A 16,688-nucleotide genomic window follows, 5' to 3' on the forward strand; every position below is an offset into this window, starting at 1 on the left:
CGGGCGCTGTCGGCGGTGTGCCGGGCGCTGTCGGCGGAGTGCCGGGCGCTGTCAGTTGGCCTTTCGGGCCTTCTTCAGGGCACGGTTCAGCTGGAACGTGCGCGCGCCGCCGATCATCGCGGTGATCAATGCACCGGCGATCGCCGCGATCAGCAGGCTGACGCCGACCGGCAGGTCGACCTTCGCGAACAAGAAGTTGATCTGCTGAGAACCCAGGTTCGCGAGGATGAAGATCAACAGCAGGATGGTGATGATCGCACCGACGACCCAGCCGATGAAGGTCGCGCGGGTGCGAGTGTGTTTGACGTCGTCGATCGCGGTCTGGGCGGCGACGTGGGAGTCATCGAGCGGCGCCGGATTGCGCGCGTGGGTCGACGAGTCGGTGGCCGGGCGCTCGGAGGACGAATCCGGTGTGCTCATGCACCCATCATGACATGCGACAATGGGAACATGACGTCTTTGCCGCTCGTGTTCGACGCGCCCAAACGCGGACGTCCGCCGACACACTTCGCCGACCTCGACCAGGCGGCCAGGGTCGCCGCGGTCGGCGATCTCGGGCTTCCGAAATTCCGCGCCGACCAGCTCGCACGCCAGTATTACGGGCGGCTCACCGCCGATGTCGAGGAGATGACCGATCTTCCGGCCGGTGCGCGCGACAAGGTCGGTGCCGCGTTGTTCCCGCAACTGCTCACCCCGGTGCGCCACATCTCCTGCGACGACGGCAGCACCCGCAAGACCCTGTGGCGACTGCACGACGGCACGCTGCTGGAGAGCGTGCTGATGCGCTACACCGACCGCAACACGCTGTGCATCTCCAGCCAGGCCGGATGCGGCATGGCGTGCCCGTTCTGCGCGACCGGGCAGGGCGGACTCGACCGGAACCTGTCGACCGGGGAGATCGTCGATCAGGTGCGCGCGGCCGCGCGGGCTCTGCGCGACGGGGAGTTCGGGGATGCGGGGCGCCTGTCGAACGTCGTGTTCATGGGAATGGGCGAGCCGCTCGCCAATTACAAGCGGGTGGTCTCGGCGGTCCGGCAGATCACCTCGCCGGCGCCTGACGGTCTGGGGATCTCGGCGCGTTCGGTGACAGTCTCCACTGTCGGTCTCGCCCCGTCGATCCGCAGGCTTGCCGACGAGAATCTGTCGGTCACCCTCGCGGTCTCGTTGCACACGCCCGACGACGAGTTACGCGACACGCTCGTTCCGGTGAACAACCGCTGGTCGGTGACCGAGGTGCTCGACGCGGCGCGGTACTACGCCGATTCCACCGGCCGGCGTGTCTCCATCGAGTACGCACTGATCCGCGACGTCAATGATCAGCCGTGGCGCGCGGACATGCTCGGCCAGAAGCTCCATCGGGCACTCGGGTCGCTGGTGCATGTGAACCTCATCCCGCTCAATCCCACACCCGGTTCCGAGTGGGATGCGAGCCCGAAAGACGTTGAGCGCGAGTTCGTCCGGCGGGTCCGGGCTCAGGGCGTGTCGTGCACGGTCCGCGACACCCGCGGCCAGGAGATCGCGGCGGCGTGCGGCCAACTCGCCGCCGAGGAAACCGACGGCTGAGCCGCCGAACCCCATACGACAAGGCCCACACGACAACGCACCCCGGCGAGAAGTTCTCGCCGGGGTGCCTTGTCGGTTCTCAGGATGGTGCGGTCAACTCCACTTTTTCTTCGTGAGCATGCCGCGCAGCACGAAGGCGGCGACGATGACGCCGAAGGCGGCCAACCAGATGTCCTCGACGTGTCCGACGTGGTTTCCGTAGAACATCGCGAACAGCAACACGACCACCACCCAGCCGGCGATGTAGAACGTGCGGGTCGCCACGCCGTGCCAGCCGAAACGCGCCGAGGGCGCGTCAGCGGGTTCGCGCACCCACCCGGTGTCGATCTCGTCGCTGTGCTCCACGTCGGTGCTTGCCGCGTGCTCCACGTCGGTGCCTGCCACGTTGACTCCTCGCTGCGCACGTCAGAAACGGTCTCTGACGATCGGTAGTAGTACTTCCAGAAGAGCATAGCGGGCACGGTGGCGCCGTGTCTCACTCCCCATGCCGCGTCTCGCGTGGCGTCGAAAGTCGGGGGTGTCGCCCGACGGGACGACGTCGGAGATCGGTGCAAGAATGCGCCCATGCATCCGCCGACCCGATCGCTTGCCGACTATCGCTCCGAGGACTACCCCCGCGACATGGTGGGTTACGGTGCCACGCCGCCGGATCCGCAGTGGCCGTCGAACGCGAAGATCGCGGTGCAGTTCGTGCTGAACTACGAGGAGGGCAGCGAGAACAACGTCCTCGAGAACGACCGCGGCAGCGAGACATTCCTGTCGGAGATGATCGGCGCGCAGTCGTTCCCGAACCGTCACATGAGCATGGAATCGCTCTACGAGTACGGTTCCCGCGCCGGGGTGTGGCGGGTGCTGCGGGCGTTCGAGCGCCGCGGCTGGCCGCTGACGATCTTCGCGGTCGCGCAGGCGATGGCGCGTAACCCGGAGGTGGTGGCGGCCTTTCTCGAACGCGGCGACGAGATCGCCTGTCACGGGTACCGGTGGCTGAGCTATCAGATGGTCGACGAGCACGTCGAACGCGAACACATGCGCGCCGCCGTGGAGCTGCTGACCGAGATCACCGGGTCCCGTCCGCTGGGTTGGTACACCGGTCGCGATTCGCCGAACACGCGGTCGCTCGTCGTGGAGCAGGGCGGTTTCGTCTACGACTCGGACAGTTACGCCGATGATCTGCCGTACTGGGTCAAGGTCGGCCGGACCACCGACGGGGTTCGCACCGAGGTGGATCACCTCGTGGTGCCCTACACTCTCGACACCAACGACATGCGCTTCGCGTCGCCGGGCGGATTTCCTTCCGGTGAACAGTTTTTCGCGCATCTGCGGGATGCCTTCGACGTGCTCTACCGCGAGGGTGAACAGGGTGCGCCGAAGATGCTCTCGGTGGGATTGCACTGTCGTCTGGTGGGCCGGCCGGCGCGGGTGGCGGCGCTCGAGCGCTTTCTCGATCACGTCGCGGCGCACGACGACGTGTGGGTTGCTCGGCGGATCGATATTGCCGAGCACTGGCGCGCTGTCAACCCGGCGCCGGGAGCGTAGCGAGCGGGCCGAATTCGAACAAGCGCCGGAAGCGTAGCGAGCGGCGGCGGTTTGCCGTGGTGCGCGGTGGGCGACAATGGTCGTCGTGACGACACGTGTGCTGATTCTCGGTTCGACCGGTTCGATCGGGGTGCAGGCCCTCGAGGTGATCTCCGAGCATCCGGAGTTGTTCTCGGTGGTCGGCGTCGGTGCCGGGGGCGGCAACCCGGACTTGTTGGGCCGGCAGGCCCGCGAGTTCGATGTGCCCGCGCATCGGGTGGCCGTCGCGGATGCGGCGGTGGCCGAGAAACTGGCGGCCGAGTTGGGCGATGGGGTCCTGGGTGGTCCGGACGCGATGTGCCGGCTGATCGAGTCGGTCGAGGCCGACGTGGTGCTGAATGCCGTCGTCGGTTCGATCGGGTTGCGGCCGAGTCTGGCGGCGTTGCGGTCGGGTGCGCGACTGGCCCTGGCGAACAAGGAGTCGTTGGTCGCCGGGGGAGCGTTGGTGTTGGCCGCGGCGGCACCGGGGCAGATCGTCCCGGTCGATTCGGAGCATTCGGCGATCGCGCAGTGTTTGCGTGGCGGTAGCGCCGATGAGGTCGACCGACTGGTGCTGACGGCGTCGGGCGGTCCGTTCCGGGGGTTCACCGCCGATCGGCTCGAGGGTGTGACGCCCGAGCAGGCGGGACGTCATCCGACCTGGTCGATGGGCCCGATGATCACGTTGAATTCGGCCACCCTGGTGAACAAGGCGCTCGAGGTGATCGAGGCGCATCTGTTGTTCGACGTGCCCTACGACCGCATCGATGTGACGGTGCATCCGCAGTCGATCGTGCACTCGATGGTCACCTTCGTCGACGGTGCGACGATCGCCAAGGCGTCACCGCCGTCGATGAAGCTGCCGATCGCGCTGGCGCTGGGCTGGCCGCATCGGGTGCCCGGATCGTCGACGGCGTGTGATTTCTCCACGGCGTCGTCGTGGACGTTCGAGCCGGTCGACAACGAGGTGTTCCCGGCGATCGACCTGGCCCGCCGGGCGGGAACCGCAGGGGGCAGCCTGACCGCGGTGTACAACGCCGCGAACGAGGCTGCCGCGGAGGGGTTCTTCGACGGCCGCATCGCGTTCCCGCGGATCGTGGAGATCATCGGTCGTGTGCTCGACGACGCAGATCAGTGGCGTAAAACCCCGGGTACTGTGGAGGAGATCTTCAGCGCTGATGCGTGGGCGCGGGCCCGCGCCGCGGAGTTGGTGGCCACGTTGCAGCGGTGAGGACACGCCGTGGGGTGAAGTGCCGTGGGGTGAGTAGCGGTGGCGTGAGGAAACGGAGAGTCGAGAGAAGTGGTATTCGCGATCGGCGTCGTGCTGTTCGCCTTGTCGTTGTTGGCCTCGATCGCCTGGCACGAATGCGGGCACATGTGGGCGGCACAGGCGACGGGGATGAAGGTACGGCGCTATTTCGTCGGGTTCGGGCCGACGCTGTGGTCGACGCGGCGGGGTGAGACCGAGTACGGCGTGAAGGCGCTGCCGTTCGGTGGCTTCTGCGACATCGCCGGAATGACCCCGCACGAGGAGCTGACCGCCGACGAGCTGGGTCGGGCGATGTACCGGCAGAAGGCTTGGAAGCGTCTCGTGGTGTTGTTCGCGGGCCCGGCCCAGAACTTCATCCTCGGCTTCGTGTTGATCGTCGTGGCCGGTCTGATCTGGGGTCTGCCCGACCTGTCGCCGCCCGCGGTCGGCACCACGGTGGACAAGGTGAGTTGTCTGACTTCGACGGTCACCGTCGACGCCGACGGCAACGTGGCGGAGCCGCGCTGCACCGGTTCGGGACCGGCCGGTGCGGCCGGAATTCGCCCGGGTGACAAGATCATCGCGGTCGACGGGGTCGCGGGCACCACCGCGAGTGCGATCACCCCGCTCATCCAGAACAGCAACGGCCCGGTGCAGCTGCTCGTCGAGCGCGATGGCAGCCGGGTGACCCTGACGATGACCCCGCAGCCGGTGACCACCACGGTCACCGACAAGGCGGGCAAGGTGACCTCGCAGACGGTCAACAAGGTCGGGATCCAGTTCCGGCAGCCGCCGCTGTGGAAGCACTACAACCCGGTGACGATCCTGCCCGGTGCGGCGGTCTTCACCGCCGAACTCGCGCATCAGACCTGGGATGCGCTGCTGTCGATGCCGACCAAGGTCCACAATCTGTGGATCGCGGTGACAGGTGGTGTGCGCTCGGCAGACACCCCGGTGAGCGTGTACGGCGCCACCGTCCTGGGCGGACAGGCCGCCGAACGCGGGCTGTGGGACACCTTTCTCCTGCTGCTGATCAGCATCAACTTCTTCCTGGGCCTGTTCAATCTCGTACCGCTACTACCCTTGGATGGTGGACACATGGCCATCGTCGGGTACGAGAAGGGGCGCGACACGGTGCGTCGGTGGTTCGGCCGGGCTCCCGGCGGACCGATCGACTACTACAAGTTGCTTCCCCTGACCTACGCCGTGGTGGTGGTCATGGCAGCGTTCATGGTGCTGACCCTCACCGCCGACATCGTGAACCCGATCACGATCCCGAATTGATGGCCGCCACCAGCCCGGCCCGCGCCCAGCCCTCGCGAGTTCCCACTCGCACACCGAACTCCTCAGGAGAACGAGATGTCCGCACCTGACCCGACTCCGGCCGGCTCGACGGTCACCGACCCGATCTCGATCGGGCTCGGCATGCCCGCCGCACCGCCACCGGTGCTCGCACCGCGCCGCAAGACCCGCCAGATCCAGGTCGGATCGGTCGGCGTCGGCAGCGATCACCCCATCTCGGTGCAGTCGATGACCACCACCAAGACCCACGACATCAACGCGACCCTGCAGCAGATCGCGCAGTTGACCGCGTCGGGCTGCGATATCGTGCGTGTGGCGTGCCCGCGCAACGAGGACGCCGAGGCGCTGTCGATCATCGCGAAGAAGTCGAAGATCCCGGTGATCGCCGACATCCACTTCCAGCCGAAGTACATCTTCGCCGCGATCGACGCCGGCTGTGCGGCGGTCCGGGTCAATCCGGGCAACATCAAGGAGTTCGACGGCCGGGTCAAGGAGGTCGCGAAGGCCGCCGGTGACGCCGGCATCCCGATCCGGATCGGCGTCAACGCGGGGTCGCTCGACAAACGGATCATGAGCAAGTACGGCAAGGCCACCCCGGAGGCTCTGGTCGAGTCGGCATTGTGGGAGGCGGGTCTGTTCGAGGAGCACGGCTTCGGCGACATCAAGATCTCGGTGAAACACAACGATCCGGTGGTCATGGTCGAGGCCTACCGGCAACTCGCCGCCCAGTGCGACTACCCGCTGCACCTCGGGGTGACCGAGGCCGGACCGGCATTCCAGGGCACCATCAAGTCGTCGGTCGCGTTCGGTGCGCTGCTCTCCCAGGGCATCGGCGACACGATCCGCGTGTCGCTCTCGGCGCCACCGGCCGAAGAGGTGAAGGTCGGCGACCAGATCCTGCAGTCACTGAACCTGCGGCCCCGCAAGCTCGAGATCGTCTCGTGCCCGTCGTGCGGACGCGCCCAGGTCGACGTCTACAAGCTCGCCGACGCGGTGACCGCCGGGCTCGAGGGCATGGAGGTACCTCTGCGGGTGGCGGTGATGGGGTGTGTCGTCAACGGTCCCGGCGAGGCGCGTGAGGCCGATCTCGGCGTCGCCTCGGGCAACGGCAAGGGACAGATCTTCGTCAAGGGTGAGGTCATCAAGACCGTGCCGGAGGCCGAGATCGTCGAGACCTTGATCGAGGAAGCGCTGCGAATTGCGGGCGAATCGGGAGAAACTGGAGAAGGCGCGCCCGCGGGGCCGCCAGTCGTGACCGTGTCCTGAGTTCCTCACGCGTGGTGAACTGATATCGGGCTACGCTCACACCGCAAGAACACATGGGACGAAGGAGCAGCGCGGTGCTGAAGCTGCTGGGCGACAAGCCGCTCGGGGCGCGGGATGCACCCGCGGTCGGTCGTGTCCTCAACTCGGACCCGGTCCCGATGTGCATGGTCGCCGCACGGTTCGAGTCCCACGGAATCGAGCCGCGGATGCTGGGCGGGGAGATGTGGACCGCGGGCCGGCCCGAGACCTCCCTGTGTTTCTCGGGCGCCAATCTGATCCCGTTGCGTGGCACCGCCGCCGACATGGAGTACTTCGCCGATCGCGCGGCAGCGGGCGCCCGGGTGTGTTCGTCGATCGTCGGTGACGCCGACCTGGCCCTGACGCTGTGGGACCGTATCGGGGCCACCTGGGGCCCGGCGCGCGAGGTCCGGCCGGTGCAACCGTTGATGGCTCTGCATGGCGCGCCCCACGTCGAACCCGACCCGTACGTGCGACTGGTCACCCATGACGATCTCGAGGCATATCTGCCCGCGGCCGTCGACATGTTCGTCGGTGAGGTCGGTGTCGATCCGTGCGCCGGGGACGGCGGCCGGTCGTATCGGCGCAGGCTCGCGTCGCTGATCGCCGCACGCCGGGTGTTCGCCCGATTCGAGCACGGCGAGGTCGTGTTCAAGGCCGAGATCGGATCGATGTCCCGGGCGGTGGGGCAGATCCAGGGGGTATGGGTCGATCCGCGTATGCGGGGGCGCGGTTACGGCGGCGCGGGAACGGCCGCCGTGGCCACCGCGATCACCGCGCTCGGGCGCATCCCCAGCCTGTACGTCAACAGCTTCAATCTGCCGGCCCAGGCCGCCTACCGCCGAATCGGATTCACCCAGGTCGGGACCTTCGCGACGATTCTCATCGACTGACCTCGCACTCCGGGCTCGCCGACTCCGACGACCGCCGACACGCCGGGCAGCGGCGCCCGGGGAACGCGGCGGCGATCACGCCGCGTGGCAACCGTATTCGATGTCGTGCGGGTCCTAGTATCGGCACTCGATGGACTTTCCGACGCGTCGCGCCGCCGGTGTGGTGGCTGTGCTGATCAGTGCCGTTCTCGCGCTGTGCGCGGTGAGCGCATGCTCCTCCGACGACGACGGGCCCCGACAGGCCGTTCAGGCGTTTCTCGATGCCTACGCGCACGGCGACGCCGCCAAGGCGGCCGCGCTGACCGACAATCCGCAGACGGCACAGACCGCACTACAGGCGGCGTGGACCGGGTTGTCGGCCGAATCGATGTCGGGCACCACCGGCAAGGCCTCGATCGACCAGGACACCGCCGACATCGATGTGAACTATTCTTGGCAGCTCGGCCACGGCCGGCAGTGGGGCTATGCGGGCACCGTCAAGGCGATCCGCTCGGATGCCAGCGGATGGCAGGTGCGCTGGACGACCACCGACATCCACCCCAATCTCGGTGGCGATCAACGTCTCTCGCTGCGTATCACCGAGGCGCCGCGGGCCACGGTCAACGAGGCCGACGGATCGGAGGTGATGGACAACGGCACCGTGATCGGCATCAACTTCGACGCCAAGGCGGCCATGGCCGCCGGAACCCCGGTCGGTGATGCCGTCACCCAATTGGTGAGCGTTCTCGCGCCGTTCGCGCCGAATCTCGATCCGCAGCGGATCGCCGAGGAGTCGACGTCCTCGGGCCGGCAGTATCCGATCACGCGGCTCTCCGAGGCCGACTTCAACCGGCTGCGTGATCAACTCGCGATCCCGGGCGTGGTGTACAACGAGCAGTCCGAACTCGTCCCCACCGATCCGACCTTCGCGCCGGTGCTGCTCAACGGTGTGCGCGGCGTGGTCGACGACGAGGTCGTCGGCCGGGCCGGATGGCGCGTGGTCACCGTGAACCCCAATGGTCTCGATGCCGACGTGCTCGCCGACCATGCGCCAGAGCCTGCGGCGGCGGTGCCGCTGAGCCTGTCGCGGCAGGTGCAGAACGCCGCGCAGCGAGCGGTGAACGCCACCAACACCTTTCAGATCGCGATGGTGGTCATCCAACCCTCCACCGGGCGGATCCTCGCAGTCGCGCAGAACCCGGCCGCCGACACCCAGGGCCCGATTGCGACGACCGGTCTCTACCCGCCGGGGTCGACGTTCAAGATGGTGACGTCGTCGGCGGCGTTCAACGCGTCGATGGTGCATCCGGATTCGATCGTCGGGTGCCCGGGCGAGATCACCATCGGCCCACGCACCATTCCCAACTACGATCAGTTCGCGCTCGGTTCGGTCACCCTGCAGCGCGCGTTCGCACAGTCCTGCAACACCACCTTCGCGAAACTGGCCAGCGAGATGGGGCCCTCGGATCTGGCGCACGCCGCGGCGGCCATGGGGATCGGCCGCACCTTCGACATCCCCGGTCTGGCGACCTCGACCGGATCGGTGCCCATCGAGAACGATCTGGTCGCCCGCACCGAGGACGGCTTCGGTCAGGGCAAGGACCTGGTCAGCCCGTTCAGCATGGCACTCGTCGCCGCGACCGTGGCCAACAACGGGAAGATGCCGGTGCCGCAACTCATCCTGGATCGGCCGACCACAGTCGGTGGCCCGTCGGCGACGCTGAACCCCGACGTCGTCGGGCAACTGCGGCCGATGATGCGCGAGGTGGTGCTCACCGGTACCGGCACCGCGATCGCCGGACAGGGCGAGGTGTACGGCAAGACCGGTGAGGCCGAGTTCGACGGCGGTTCGCACGCCTGGTTCGCCGGTTATCGCGGAGATCTGGCTTTCGCGACACTCGTTGTGCGAGGTGGGGATTCGAACAACGCGGTCGGCGTCACCCGAGACTTCTTCTCGTTCCTGCCGCCCGGCTTCGGGGTGTGACCGCGACCGTTCGGTGCCGGGCGATCCGGCGTGCGCGGACAATCCCGGCGCGCGACTACCGCCGCAGCGGCATGACGATGAGCCTTCCGTCCCGCTCGAAGATGTCGACCGGGTGATCGTAGGTCGCCGAGAGCAATTCGCTCGTCATCACCTCTCGGGTCGGGCCGAATGCGAGGAGTCGGCCGTCCTTCATCAATGCGACACGGTCGGCGTAGGCCGCGGCCAGGGTGAGGTCGTGTACCACCAGCAGGATCGCGGCGCCCGAATCGCGATGCTCGCACAGGATCTGCAGGACCTGCTCCTGGTGGCGGATGTCGAGTGCGGCGGTCGGCTCGTCGAGCATCATCACCGGTGTGTTCTGCGCCAACGCCCGCGCCAATGACACCCGGGCCTGCTGCCCGCCGGAGAGCTGCGGAAAAGGTTGATGGACAAGTGAATCGAGATCGCAGCGAGTGATCGCATCGGCGATGAGTTCGGGTGACCGGGCAGCGTGCGGGGTCCGCAACCACGGATACCGTCCCATCTCCACGACCTCGCCGACGGTGAACGGGGTGTCGACCCGATTGTGCTGGGTGACCATCGACCGGCGTCGCGCCAGATCGCGGTGGGAGGTGTGTGCGACGTCGTGACCGTCGAGGACTGCCGTGCCGTGCTGCGGGGTCCGCACGCCGGACAACGCCGACAGCAGAGTCGATTTGCCGCAACCGTTGGGGCCGACGAGTGCCACCAGCTCGCCGGGGGTCACCTCCAGGGACACGTGGTCGACGACGTCGCGACCGCCGAGTGTCACGACGATGTCCTCGGCCCGGATGCCCGCATGTCGTTGCGATCCGTTACGTGGCTGCGGCACCGTCACCACCCCGCCCCGGCGTGGCGACTGCGGCGCAGCAGGATGAAGAACGCCGGTCCGCCGACCAGCGAGGTGAACACCCCGAGCGGGAGATCGGCGCCGCCGAGAACGGTTCGTGAGGCGAGATCGGCCGCGGCCAGGACGAGCGCACCACCGATGACGCTGGCCGGCAACAGGATCGCGTGTCGCGGTCCGACGATGAGGCGCATCACGTGTGGCACGACGAGCCCGACGAACATCACGATGCCGGTGAAGGCGACGGCCGCCGCGGTGAGGATCGCGACCAGCACGACCACCTGCCGGCGGACGGTCTCGACGTTGACACCCAGTGAGGCCGCCTGGATCTCGCCCAAGGCCAGCAGGTCGAGCTTGTGCACCAACAGCATGGCCGCGGCGACACCGGCGACCACCAGCGGCAGCGTCACCCACACGGCGTTCCAGTTCGCGCCGGCGAGCGAGCCCAACTGCCAGAATACGATCTGTTCTCGGGCCGCCGTGGTCGCGATGAACGTCAGATACGAGATGATCCCGAGGGCGAAGGCGTTGATCGCGATTCCGGTGAGCACCAGCATGATCGCCGACGACGAGCCGTCCCGCAGCGAGAGCACGTAGACCGCGGCGGTGGTGATCAGCGCCGCGACGAACGCCGCACCGGCCAGCGCCCACCCGTTGACGCCGACCCCGCCGATGACGATCATCAGGCACGCACCGACGGCGGCACCCGAGGAGACGCCGATGACACCGGGCTCGGCGAGTGGATTCGCGAGCACCCCCTGCAGCAGGCAGCCGCCTGCGCCGAGGGCGGCGCCGACGATCAGCCCCAACACGATTCGTGGGAACCGCACCACCCACAGCGCGTGCTCGCCCTGCGGGTGGGTGGGCATCGTGCCGATGTCGAGGCCGAAATGGTGTGCGAGACTGCCGAGTACCTGGGCGGGCGGCACCGGGATCTGGCCGACGGCCGCCGAGGTGATCGCGACGGCGATCGTCGCGATCACCAGGACGACGAGCACGACCGGGCCCGAGAGCCGCCCGGACGGACCGATGGGGGAGCGTCGGGTGGTCGGGGCACTCATGTGTAGATCGCGTGCCCGAGCGCGCCGATGACCTTGCCGACGTCGGGCCCGAACGCCAGCACCTCGGTCTCGTCCATCTGCACCACTCGTCGGGCACGTCCGGCGTTCGTGTCAGAGACACCGGGCAACGCGAGCACCCCGTCGAGACCGCCGACGGAGTCCGCGCCCTGCGTCATCACCAGGATCACGTCGGGATTCGCGCGCAACAGCGCCTCGGCGGTCACGGCGGTGAACTCGGCAGTGAGGCCTGCGGCGGTACCCGCATCGGTGCCGCCGAGGGCGGCGACGAGATCGTCGGCACCGGAGTTCGGTCCGGCCAGCAGCACCAGGTGGGGTCCGCGGATGTAGAGGAAGGCGATCTTCGGGTCGCCGGTGGGGTGCGGGAGCGTGGCCTTGGCCTCGGTGATCTCCGATTCGGTGCGCTTGACGAGCTGCTCGCCGGCCGGCTTCACGCCGAGGGCGGCCGCCACCGACCGGATGAGATTGGGGGTGGTGGCGATGGTGCGGGTCGAGCTGAACGTCACCACCGGGATCTGTGACGCACGGATCGCGTCGACCGCCTGTGGTGGTGTGGTGGCGGCGTCGACGAGGACGACGGTCGGGTTCAACGCCAGCACCGATTCGGAGTTGAGCTGGTGACCGTTGCCGGTGACCACCGGGAGCTTGGCCGCGGACGGGAAGGTTGTCGACTGATCGCGGCCCACCACCCGGCCACCGAGACCGAGGGCGAACACGATGTTGCCGAGTGTGCCGTTGCGGTCGACGGCGATGATGCGTCTGGTATCGGTGACGGTGACCTTGCCGCCCCCGTCGGAATCGACGGTCACCGGCAGGGTGGTCGTGGGAGAGGTGGTCACCGGTGTCACATCCGAGCCCGGCAGCGTCGCGGTCTGCGGGCCGCTGCGCAGATGCGAGCCGGCGGCTTCGGAGGACGAGGACTGCTCCATCGGCGCGGTGCTGCACGCCCCGACGAGTAGACCGACGACCGCGAACACCGCGAGCACCAGGGTGGTCGTCGTGATCGTCCGCTCCTGGTGCCGGTGGGGGGTGAGATGTCGCTGCCGCACCGATGTCTCCGTTCTCCGGTGGTCGCGCCGCCCGCCGCCCGAGCCCGCGCCATTGCCCAGGCTCACCTTAGTCGCGTACGCGAGTCGCGTACGCGCCGGTGGCGGTGGGCCCGGTGGTCAGAGGCGTCTGGGCCCGGCGTCCTATGGTGGAAGCCATGACTGTGCGTGCCCGTCTGCGTCCCGGCAAGCTCTCGCCGATCCGGACCGTTCCCGACTCCATAGAACGTCCGGAGTACGTGTGGAAGCCGAAGGTCAACGAGGGCCATGAACCCTGGGTGCAGACCCCCGAGGTCATCGAGAAGGTGCGCGTGGCGAGCAAGATCGCGGCCAACGCACTCGCCGAGGCCGGCAAGGCCGTCGCGCCGGGCGTCACCACCGACGAACTCGACCGCATCGCGCACGAGTACATGATCGACCACGGCGCCTACCCATCGACCTTGGGCTACAAGGACTTTCCCAAGTCGTGCTGCACCTCGTTGAACGAGGTGATCTGCCACGGCATCCCCGATTCCACCGTCATCGCCGACGGCGACATCGTCAACATCGACGTCACCGCCTACATCGACGGCGCGCACGGCGACACCAACGCCACCTTCCTCGCCGGCGACGTGTCCCAGGAGGCACGCGACCTCGTCGAACGCACCCGCATCGCCACCGAGCGCGCCATCAAGGCGGTCAAACCCGGACGCGAACTCAACGTCATCGGTCGCGTCATCGAGGCGTACGCGAATCGCTTCGGTTACACCGTCGTTCGCGATTTCACCGGTCACGGCATCGGCGAGACCTTCCACAACGGACTCGTCGTGCTGCACTACGACCAGCCGAACGTCGATACCGTCCTCGAACCCGGCATGGTGTTCACGATCGAGCCGATGATCAACCTCGGCGGGCTGCCGTGGGAGATGTGGGACGACGGCTGGACGGTGGTCACCGTCGACAAGAAGTGGACCGCCCAGTTCGAGCACACCCTCGTCGTCACCGAGGACGGCGCGGAGATCCTCACCGTCCCCGACAACTGATCCACTCGCCGAGCCGTGGGACGACGCGTGACGGCCCGGTCATGCGCTGCGGGCACCGCCTTCGACGTGGATGGTCTCGCCGGAGACGAAACCCGCGGTGAGCAGCCACTGCGCGGCGTCGACGATGTCGTCGACGGCTCCCACCCGCCGCGCCGGGATGCCTTCGGCGACACCGGAGAAGAACGCGTCGCGATCCGCCTCGGGCATGCCGTCCCAGGTACCGGAGTCGACGATGCCCGGCGAGATCGCGTTGACCCGCACCGGTGCGAGTTCGGCAGCGAGATGACTGACGGCGAATGCGACGGCACCGTTGGTGATACCCATCACCGCGTATCCCGGTGCCGGCTTCCACGCCGCGACCCCGGAGAACAACGTGATCGAGCCGGTCGCCGGCATTCTCGGCGCGAAGTGCTTGGCCACCAGCATCGGGCCGATCACCTTGGCCTCGAAGGCGGTCACCGTCGCGTCGTGGTCGAGATCGCGGACCGCCACGTTGTGATGGGCGGCCGCGGTCGACACGATGTGGTCGACGGCGCCCAGTTCTGCGGCGGCAGCGGCGATGGACGCCTCGTCGGTGACGTCGATGGCGACTGCGCGGCCGTTGTCGAGGTCGGTGGCCGCCGAGCGTGCCGCGGCGAGATCGCGGGCCCCGATGATCACCGAGGCCCCGGCGGCGTCGGCACGCCGGGCGATCGCGAGTCCGAGGTGCTTGGCGCCGCCGATGACGAGAACAGTGGTACCGGACAGGGATTGGTTCATCAAATACTCCTTGGAAGTGGCTAGGCTGGACGCGATTCACGGTATGGATTTGATACCGGTATCTTCAACGAAACCGTCGGCGACCAGCGCGATCCCCCGGCGGTTCCGATGACGAGAGGGAGCGTGGGTGTCCAAGGCCTACAACGTGATGGCCCCGACCTGCCCGAGCCGGGTGGTGCTGCACCGGATCGGCGCGCGCTGGACGGTCTTCGTGGTCACCGCACTCGCCGATGGTCCGATGCGATTCAGTGCGCTCAAGGCACACATCGCGGGGATCACCCCCAAGGTGCTCACCGAAACCCTGCGTGCGCTGGAGTTCGACGGACTCGTCGCACGCACCGATCACGGTGGTCAGCCGCCGCGCGTGGAGTACTCGCTGACCGAGCTCGGCCGCTCGCTGCTGGTCCCGTTGGCCGCGGTGCGTGCGTGGGCCGAGGAACACGTCCCCAAGGTCGAGGCGGCCAATGCTCGGGCGGCGGCGCCGGAAGGACCGAGATGACCGGGGTGACTGCGATGACCGGGCTGCCCGGGATGAGTGGGCCGGCAGGGGCCGTGCTGATCGGCGGCACCAGCTCGGATGCGGGTAAGAGCCTGCTCGTGGCGGGTCTGTGCCGGGCGCTGGCACGCCAGGGTGTGCGGGTCGCGCCGTTCAAGGCCCAGAACATGTCGAACAACTCGGTGGTCACCCTCGACGGGGGCGAGATCGGCCGGGCCCAAGCACTGCAGGCCTACGCCTGCGGGTTGGAACCATCGACGCGGTTCAACCCCGTCCTGCTCAAACCCGGGGGTGATCGCCGGTCGCATGTCATCGTGCGTGGCCGGCCCGCCGGTGATGTCGGCGCCGCCGACTACTTCACCCGACGCACCCGGCTACTCGAGGTGGTGACCGACGAATTACGGTCCCTCCGCGAAGAATTCGACGTGGTGATCTGCGAGGGGGCGGGCTCGGTCGCCGAGATCAACCTCCGCGACACCGACATCGCGAACATGGGCCTCGCACAGGCCGCCGACCTCCCGGTCCTGCTGGTCACCGACATCGACCGCGGCGGATCGCTGGCGCACCTGTTCGGCACCACCGCAATCCTCGGCGCCGACGACCAGTCGCGGATCGCCGGGTACGTGATCAACAAGTTCCGTGGCGATCCGGCGATTCTCGCACCCGGGATCGAGCAGGTGCGACAGATCACCGGACGCCCGACGCTCGGTGTGCTGCCCTTCGATCCGGACCTGTGGATCGATGCCGAGGACTCGCTGGCGAGCCCGGTCGGCCGACGGGTCGGTCCGCCCGAGACCAACCCGGTCGGCGCGGTGCACGGCGCTGTCGGGTCGCGCCTGCGGGTCGCGGCGATCCGGTTGCCGCGCATTTCCAATTCCACCGACGTCGAGGCACTGGCCTGTGAACCGGGCGTCGAGGTGACCTGGGTGGACGACCCGGCGTCGGTCGCCGCCGCCGATCTGGCCGTCCTCCCGGGAACCCGGGCGACTCTCGCGGACCTGGCCTGGCTGCGTTCGCACGGCATCGATGCCGCGCTGATCGCCCGGGCCGCCGAAGATCGCCCGACGCTGGCCATCTGCGGTGGATTCCAGATGCTGGCGCATCGCATCGTCGACGGGATCGAATCCGTCTCGGGCCCCGCGGTGGTCGACGGTCTGCAGATCTTCGACATCGACATCGCGTTCGGCGCCGACAAGGTGGTGCGTCGGGTGTCCGGATCGGCCGCCGGGCACCGCATCGAGGGCTATGAGATTCATCACGGGCAGGTGGTGCGCTCGGCGGAGACGGGATGGCTCGTCGACGACGTCGACGGTCCGGAGGGAGCGCGACGCGGCGCGACATACGGCACGCACTGGCACGGCCTGCTCGCCTCCGACGGGTTCCGCCGGGACTTCCTCCGCGAGGTGGCGGCGAGGTCCGGGATAGCCGATTTCGCCCCGGCTGCCGAGGTGAGCGTCGAGGCAATACGCAGCAGCCAGGTCGACCGGATCGCCGACCTCGTGTCGGCTCATCTGGACCTGGCCGCGCTCGTCGAGATCGTGCGGTGCGGCGCCGACCCGCGACTGCCGACGATCAGACACTCCCTCCAACAGAGGACGCGTTGAGCCACGCGC

At 68.1% G+C, this 16,688-nt stretch carries 16 protein-coding genes; 10 read left to right on the forward strand and 6 right to left on the reverse strand.

Annotated features, from left to right (window positions below):
• Positions 1-51: 51 nt before the first annotated feature.
• On the reverse strand, positions 52-420 hold the full coding sequence (locus tag J6U32_RS14140; RefSeq protein ID WP_208790907.1) for a LapA family protein: 369 nt from the start codon (positions 418-420) through the stop codon (positions 52-54).
• A 30-nt stretch (positions 421-450) separates the two neighbouring features.
• Here J6U32_RS14140 and rlmN point away from each other — a divergent pair, with 30 nt between their 5' ends.
• A complete protein-coding gene (gene rlmN, locus J6U32_RS14145; protein ID WP_208790908.1) occupies positions 451-1,563 on the forward strand; it encodes a 23S rRNA (adenine(2503)-C(2))-methyltransferase RlmN in 1,113 nt (370 codons plus the stop codon).
• A 93-nt stretch (positions 1,564-1,656) separates the two neighbouring features.
• Here the strand turns inward: rlmN and J6U32_RS14150 are convergent, their stop codons facing one another.
• Positions 1,657-1,947 (reverse strand): DUF2631 domain-containing protein, encoded by a 291-nt coding sequence (locus J6U32_RS14150; protein WP_208790909.1) that lies wholly within the window; start codon positions 1,945-1,947, stop codon positions 1,657-1,659.
• A gap of 180 nt (positions 1,948-2,127) precedes the next feature.
• Here J6U32_RS14150 and puuE point away from each other — a divergent pair, with 180 nt between their 5' ends.
• From puuE to J6U32_RS14180, 6 genes are all read left to right on the forward strand, one after another.
• A complete protein-coding gene (gene puuE / locus J6U32_RS14155) occupies positions 2,128-3,099 on the forward strand; it encodes an allantoinase PuuE (RefSeq protein WP_208790910.1) in 972 nt (323 codons plus the stop codon).
• Positions 3,100-3,175: 76 nt separating this feature from the next.
• A complete protein-coding gene (gene dxr / locus J6U32_RS14160; RefSeq protein WP_208790911.1) occupies positions 3,176-4,348 on the forward strand; it encodes a 1-deoxy-D-xylulose-5-phosphate reductoisomerase in 1,173 nt (390 codons plus the stop codon).
• A 69-nt stretch (positions 4,349-4,417) separates the two neighbouring features.
• Positions 4,418-5,650: a M50 family metallopeptidase gene (locus J6U32_RS14165; RefSeq protein ID WP_208790912.1), complete on the forward strand. Its 1,233-nt coding sequence runs from the start codon at positions 4,418-4,420 to the stop codon at positions 5,648-5,650.
• A 75-nt stretch (positions 5,651-5,725) separates the two neighbouring features.
• The gene (gene ispG / locus J6U32_RS14170; RefSeq protein WP_208790913.1) at positions 5,726-6,934 is read left to right on the forward strand and encodes a flavodoxin-dependent (E)-4-hydroxy-3-methylbut-2-enyl-diphosphate synthase; all 1,209 of its coding nucleotides are present in this window, start codon (positions 5,726-5,728) and stop codon (positions 6,932-6,934) included.
• Positions 6,935-7,008: 74 nt separating this feature from the next.
• Positions 7,009-7,845: a GNAT family N-acetyltransferase gene (locus J6U32_RS14175; RefSeq protein WP_208790914.1), complete on the forward strand. Its 837-nt coding sequence runs from the start codon at positions 7,009-7,011 to the stop codon at positions 7,843-7,845.
• A gap of 130 nt (positions 7,846-7,975) precedes the next feature.
• Positions 7,976-9,808, forward strand: a complete 1,833-nt coding sequence (locus tag J6U32_RS14180; RefSeq protein WP_208790915.1) for a penicillin-binding transpeptidase domain-containing protein — start codon at positions 7,976-7,978, stop codon at positions 9,806-9,808.
• A gap of 55 nt (positions 9,809-9,863) precedes the next feature.
• On the opposite strand, the gene J6U32_RS14185 is transcribed toward J6U32_RS14180, so the two are convergent.
• The 3 genes from J6U32_RS14185 to J6U32_RS14195 are packed head-to-tail and all read right to left on the reverse strand — an operon-like array spanning position 9,864 to position 12,801.
• Positions 9,864-10,667 (reverse strand): heme ABC transporter ATP-binding protein, encoded by an 804-nt coding sequence (locus J6U32_RS14185; protein ID WP_208790916.1) that lies wholly within the window; start codon positions 10,665-10,667, stop codon positions 9,864-9,866.
• Positions 10,661-11,734, reverse strand: coding sequence for a FecCD family ABC transporter permease (locus tag J6U32_RS14190; RefSeq protein WP_208790917.1), 1,074 nt, complete (start codon positions 11,732-11,734; stop codon positions 10,661-10,663). Before J6U32_RS14190 ends, J6U32_RS14185 begins: the two co-directional genes overlap by 7 nt.
• The gene (locus J6U32_RS14195; protein WP_208790918.1) at positions 11,731-12,801 is read right to left on the reverse strand and encodes a heme/hemin ABC transporter substrate-binding protein; all 1,071 of its coding nucleotides are present in this window, start codon (positions 12,799-12,801) and stop codon (positions 11,731-11,733) included. Before J6U32_RS14195 ends, J6U32_RS14190 begins: the two co-directional genes overlap by 4 nt.
• Positions 12,802-12,956: 155 nt before the next feature.
• Here J6U32_RS14195 and map point away from each other — a divergent pair, with 155 nt between their 5' ends.
• Positions 12,957-13,820 carry a type I methionyl aminopeptidase gene (map, locus tag J6U32_RS14200; RefSeq protein ID WP_208790919.1) on the forward strand — a complete coding sequence of 288 codons (864 nt, stop codon included), beginning with the start codon at positions 12,957-12,959 and terminating at the stop codon, positions 13,818-13,820.
• A gap of 39 nt (positions 13,821-13,859) precedes the next feature.
• Here map and J6U32_RS14205 read toward each other — a convergent pair whose 3' ends face one another.
• Positions 13,860-14,579 (reverse strand): SDR family oxidoreductase, encoded by a 720-nt coding sequence (locus tag J6U32_RS14205; protein WP_208790920.1) that lies wholly within the window; start codon positions 14,577-14,579, stop codon positions 13,860-13,862.
• Between the two features lie 148 nt (positions 14,580-14,727).
• On the opposite strand from J6U32_RS14205, the gene J6U32_RS14210 reads away from it, so the two are divergent.
• Together J6U32_RS14210 and J6U32_RS14215 are read left to right on the forward strand one after the other, a co-directional pair.
• Positions 14,728-15,078 (forward strand): winged helix-turn-helix transcriptional regulator, encoded by a 351-nt coding sequence (locus tag J6U32_RS14210; protein ID WP_244332953.1) that lies wholly within the window; start codon positions 14,728-14,730, stop codon positions 15,076-15,078.
• A gap of 14 nt (positions 15,079-15,092) precedes the next feature.
• Positions 15,093-16,679 carry a cobyric acid synthase gene (locus tag J6U32_RS14215; protein ID WP_208796119.1) on the forward strand — a complete coding sequence of 529 codons (1,587 nt, stop codon included), beginning with the start codon at positions 15,093-15,095 and terminating at the stop codon, positions 16,677-16,679.
• The last annotated feature ends 9 nt before the right edge of the window (positions 16,680-16,688 follow it).

It is taken from the genome of Gordonia polyisoprenivorans (assembly GCF_017654315.1).
Classification (GTDB): domain Bacteria; phylum Actinomycetota; class Actinomycetes; order Mycobacteriales; family Mycobacteriaceae; genus Gordonia; species Gordonia polyisoprenivorans_A.

Coding starts and splice junctions, on each gene's coding strand:
- J6U32_RS14140 (WP_208790907.1), bottom strand. CDS start 420: ATGAGCACACCGGATTCGTCCTCCGAGCGCCCGGCCACCGACTCGTCG.
- rlmN (WP_208790908.1), top strand. CDS start 451: ATGACGTCTTTGCCGCTCGTGTTCGACGCGCCCAAACGCGGACGTCCG.
- puuE (WP_208790910.1), top strand. CDS start 2,128: ATGCATCCGCCGACCCGATCGCTTGCCGACTATCGCTCCGAGGACTAC.
- dxr (WP_208790911.1), top strand. CDS start 3,176: ATGGTCGTCGTGACGACACGTGTGCTGATTCTCGGTTCGACCGGTTCG.
- ispG (WP_208790913.1), top strand. CDS start 5,726: ATGTCCGCACCTGACCCGACTCCGGCCGGCTCGACGGTCACCGACCCG.
- J6U32_RS14180 (WP_208790915.1), top strand. CDS start 7,976: ATGGACTTTCCGACGCGTCGCGCCGCCGGTGTGGTGGCTGTGCTGATC.
- J6U32_RS14190 (WP_208790917.1), bottom strand. CDS start 11,734: ATGAGTGCCCCGACCACCCGACGCTCCCCCATCGGTCCGTCCGGGCGG.
- map (WP_208790919.1), top strand. CDS start 12,957: ATGACTGTGCGTGCCCGTCTGCGTCCCGGCAAGCTCTCGCCGATCCGG.
- J6U32_RS14205 (WP_208790920.1), bottom strand. CDS start 14,579: ATGAACCAATCCCTGTCCGGTACCACTGTTCTCGTCATCGGCGGCGCC.
- J6U32_RS14210 (WP_244332953.1), top strand. CDS start 14,728: ATGGCCCCGACCTGCCCGAGCCGGGTGGTGCTGCACCGGATCGGCGCG.
- J6U32_RS14215 (WP_208796119.1), top strand. CDS start 15,093: ATGACCGGGCTGCCCGGGATGAGTGGGCCGGCAGGGGCCGTGCTGATC.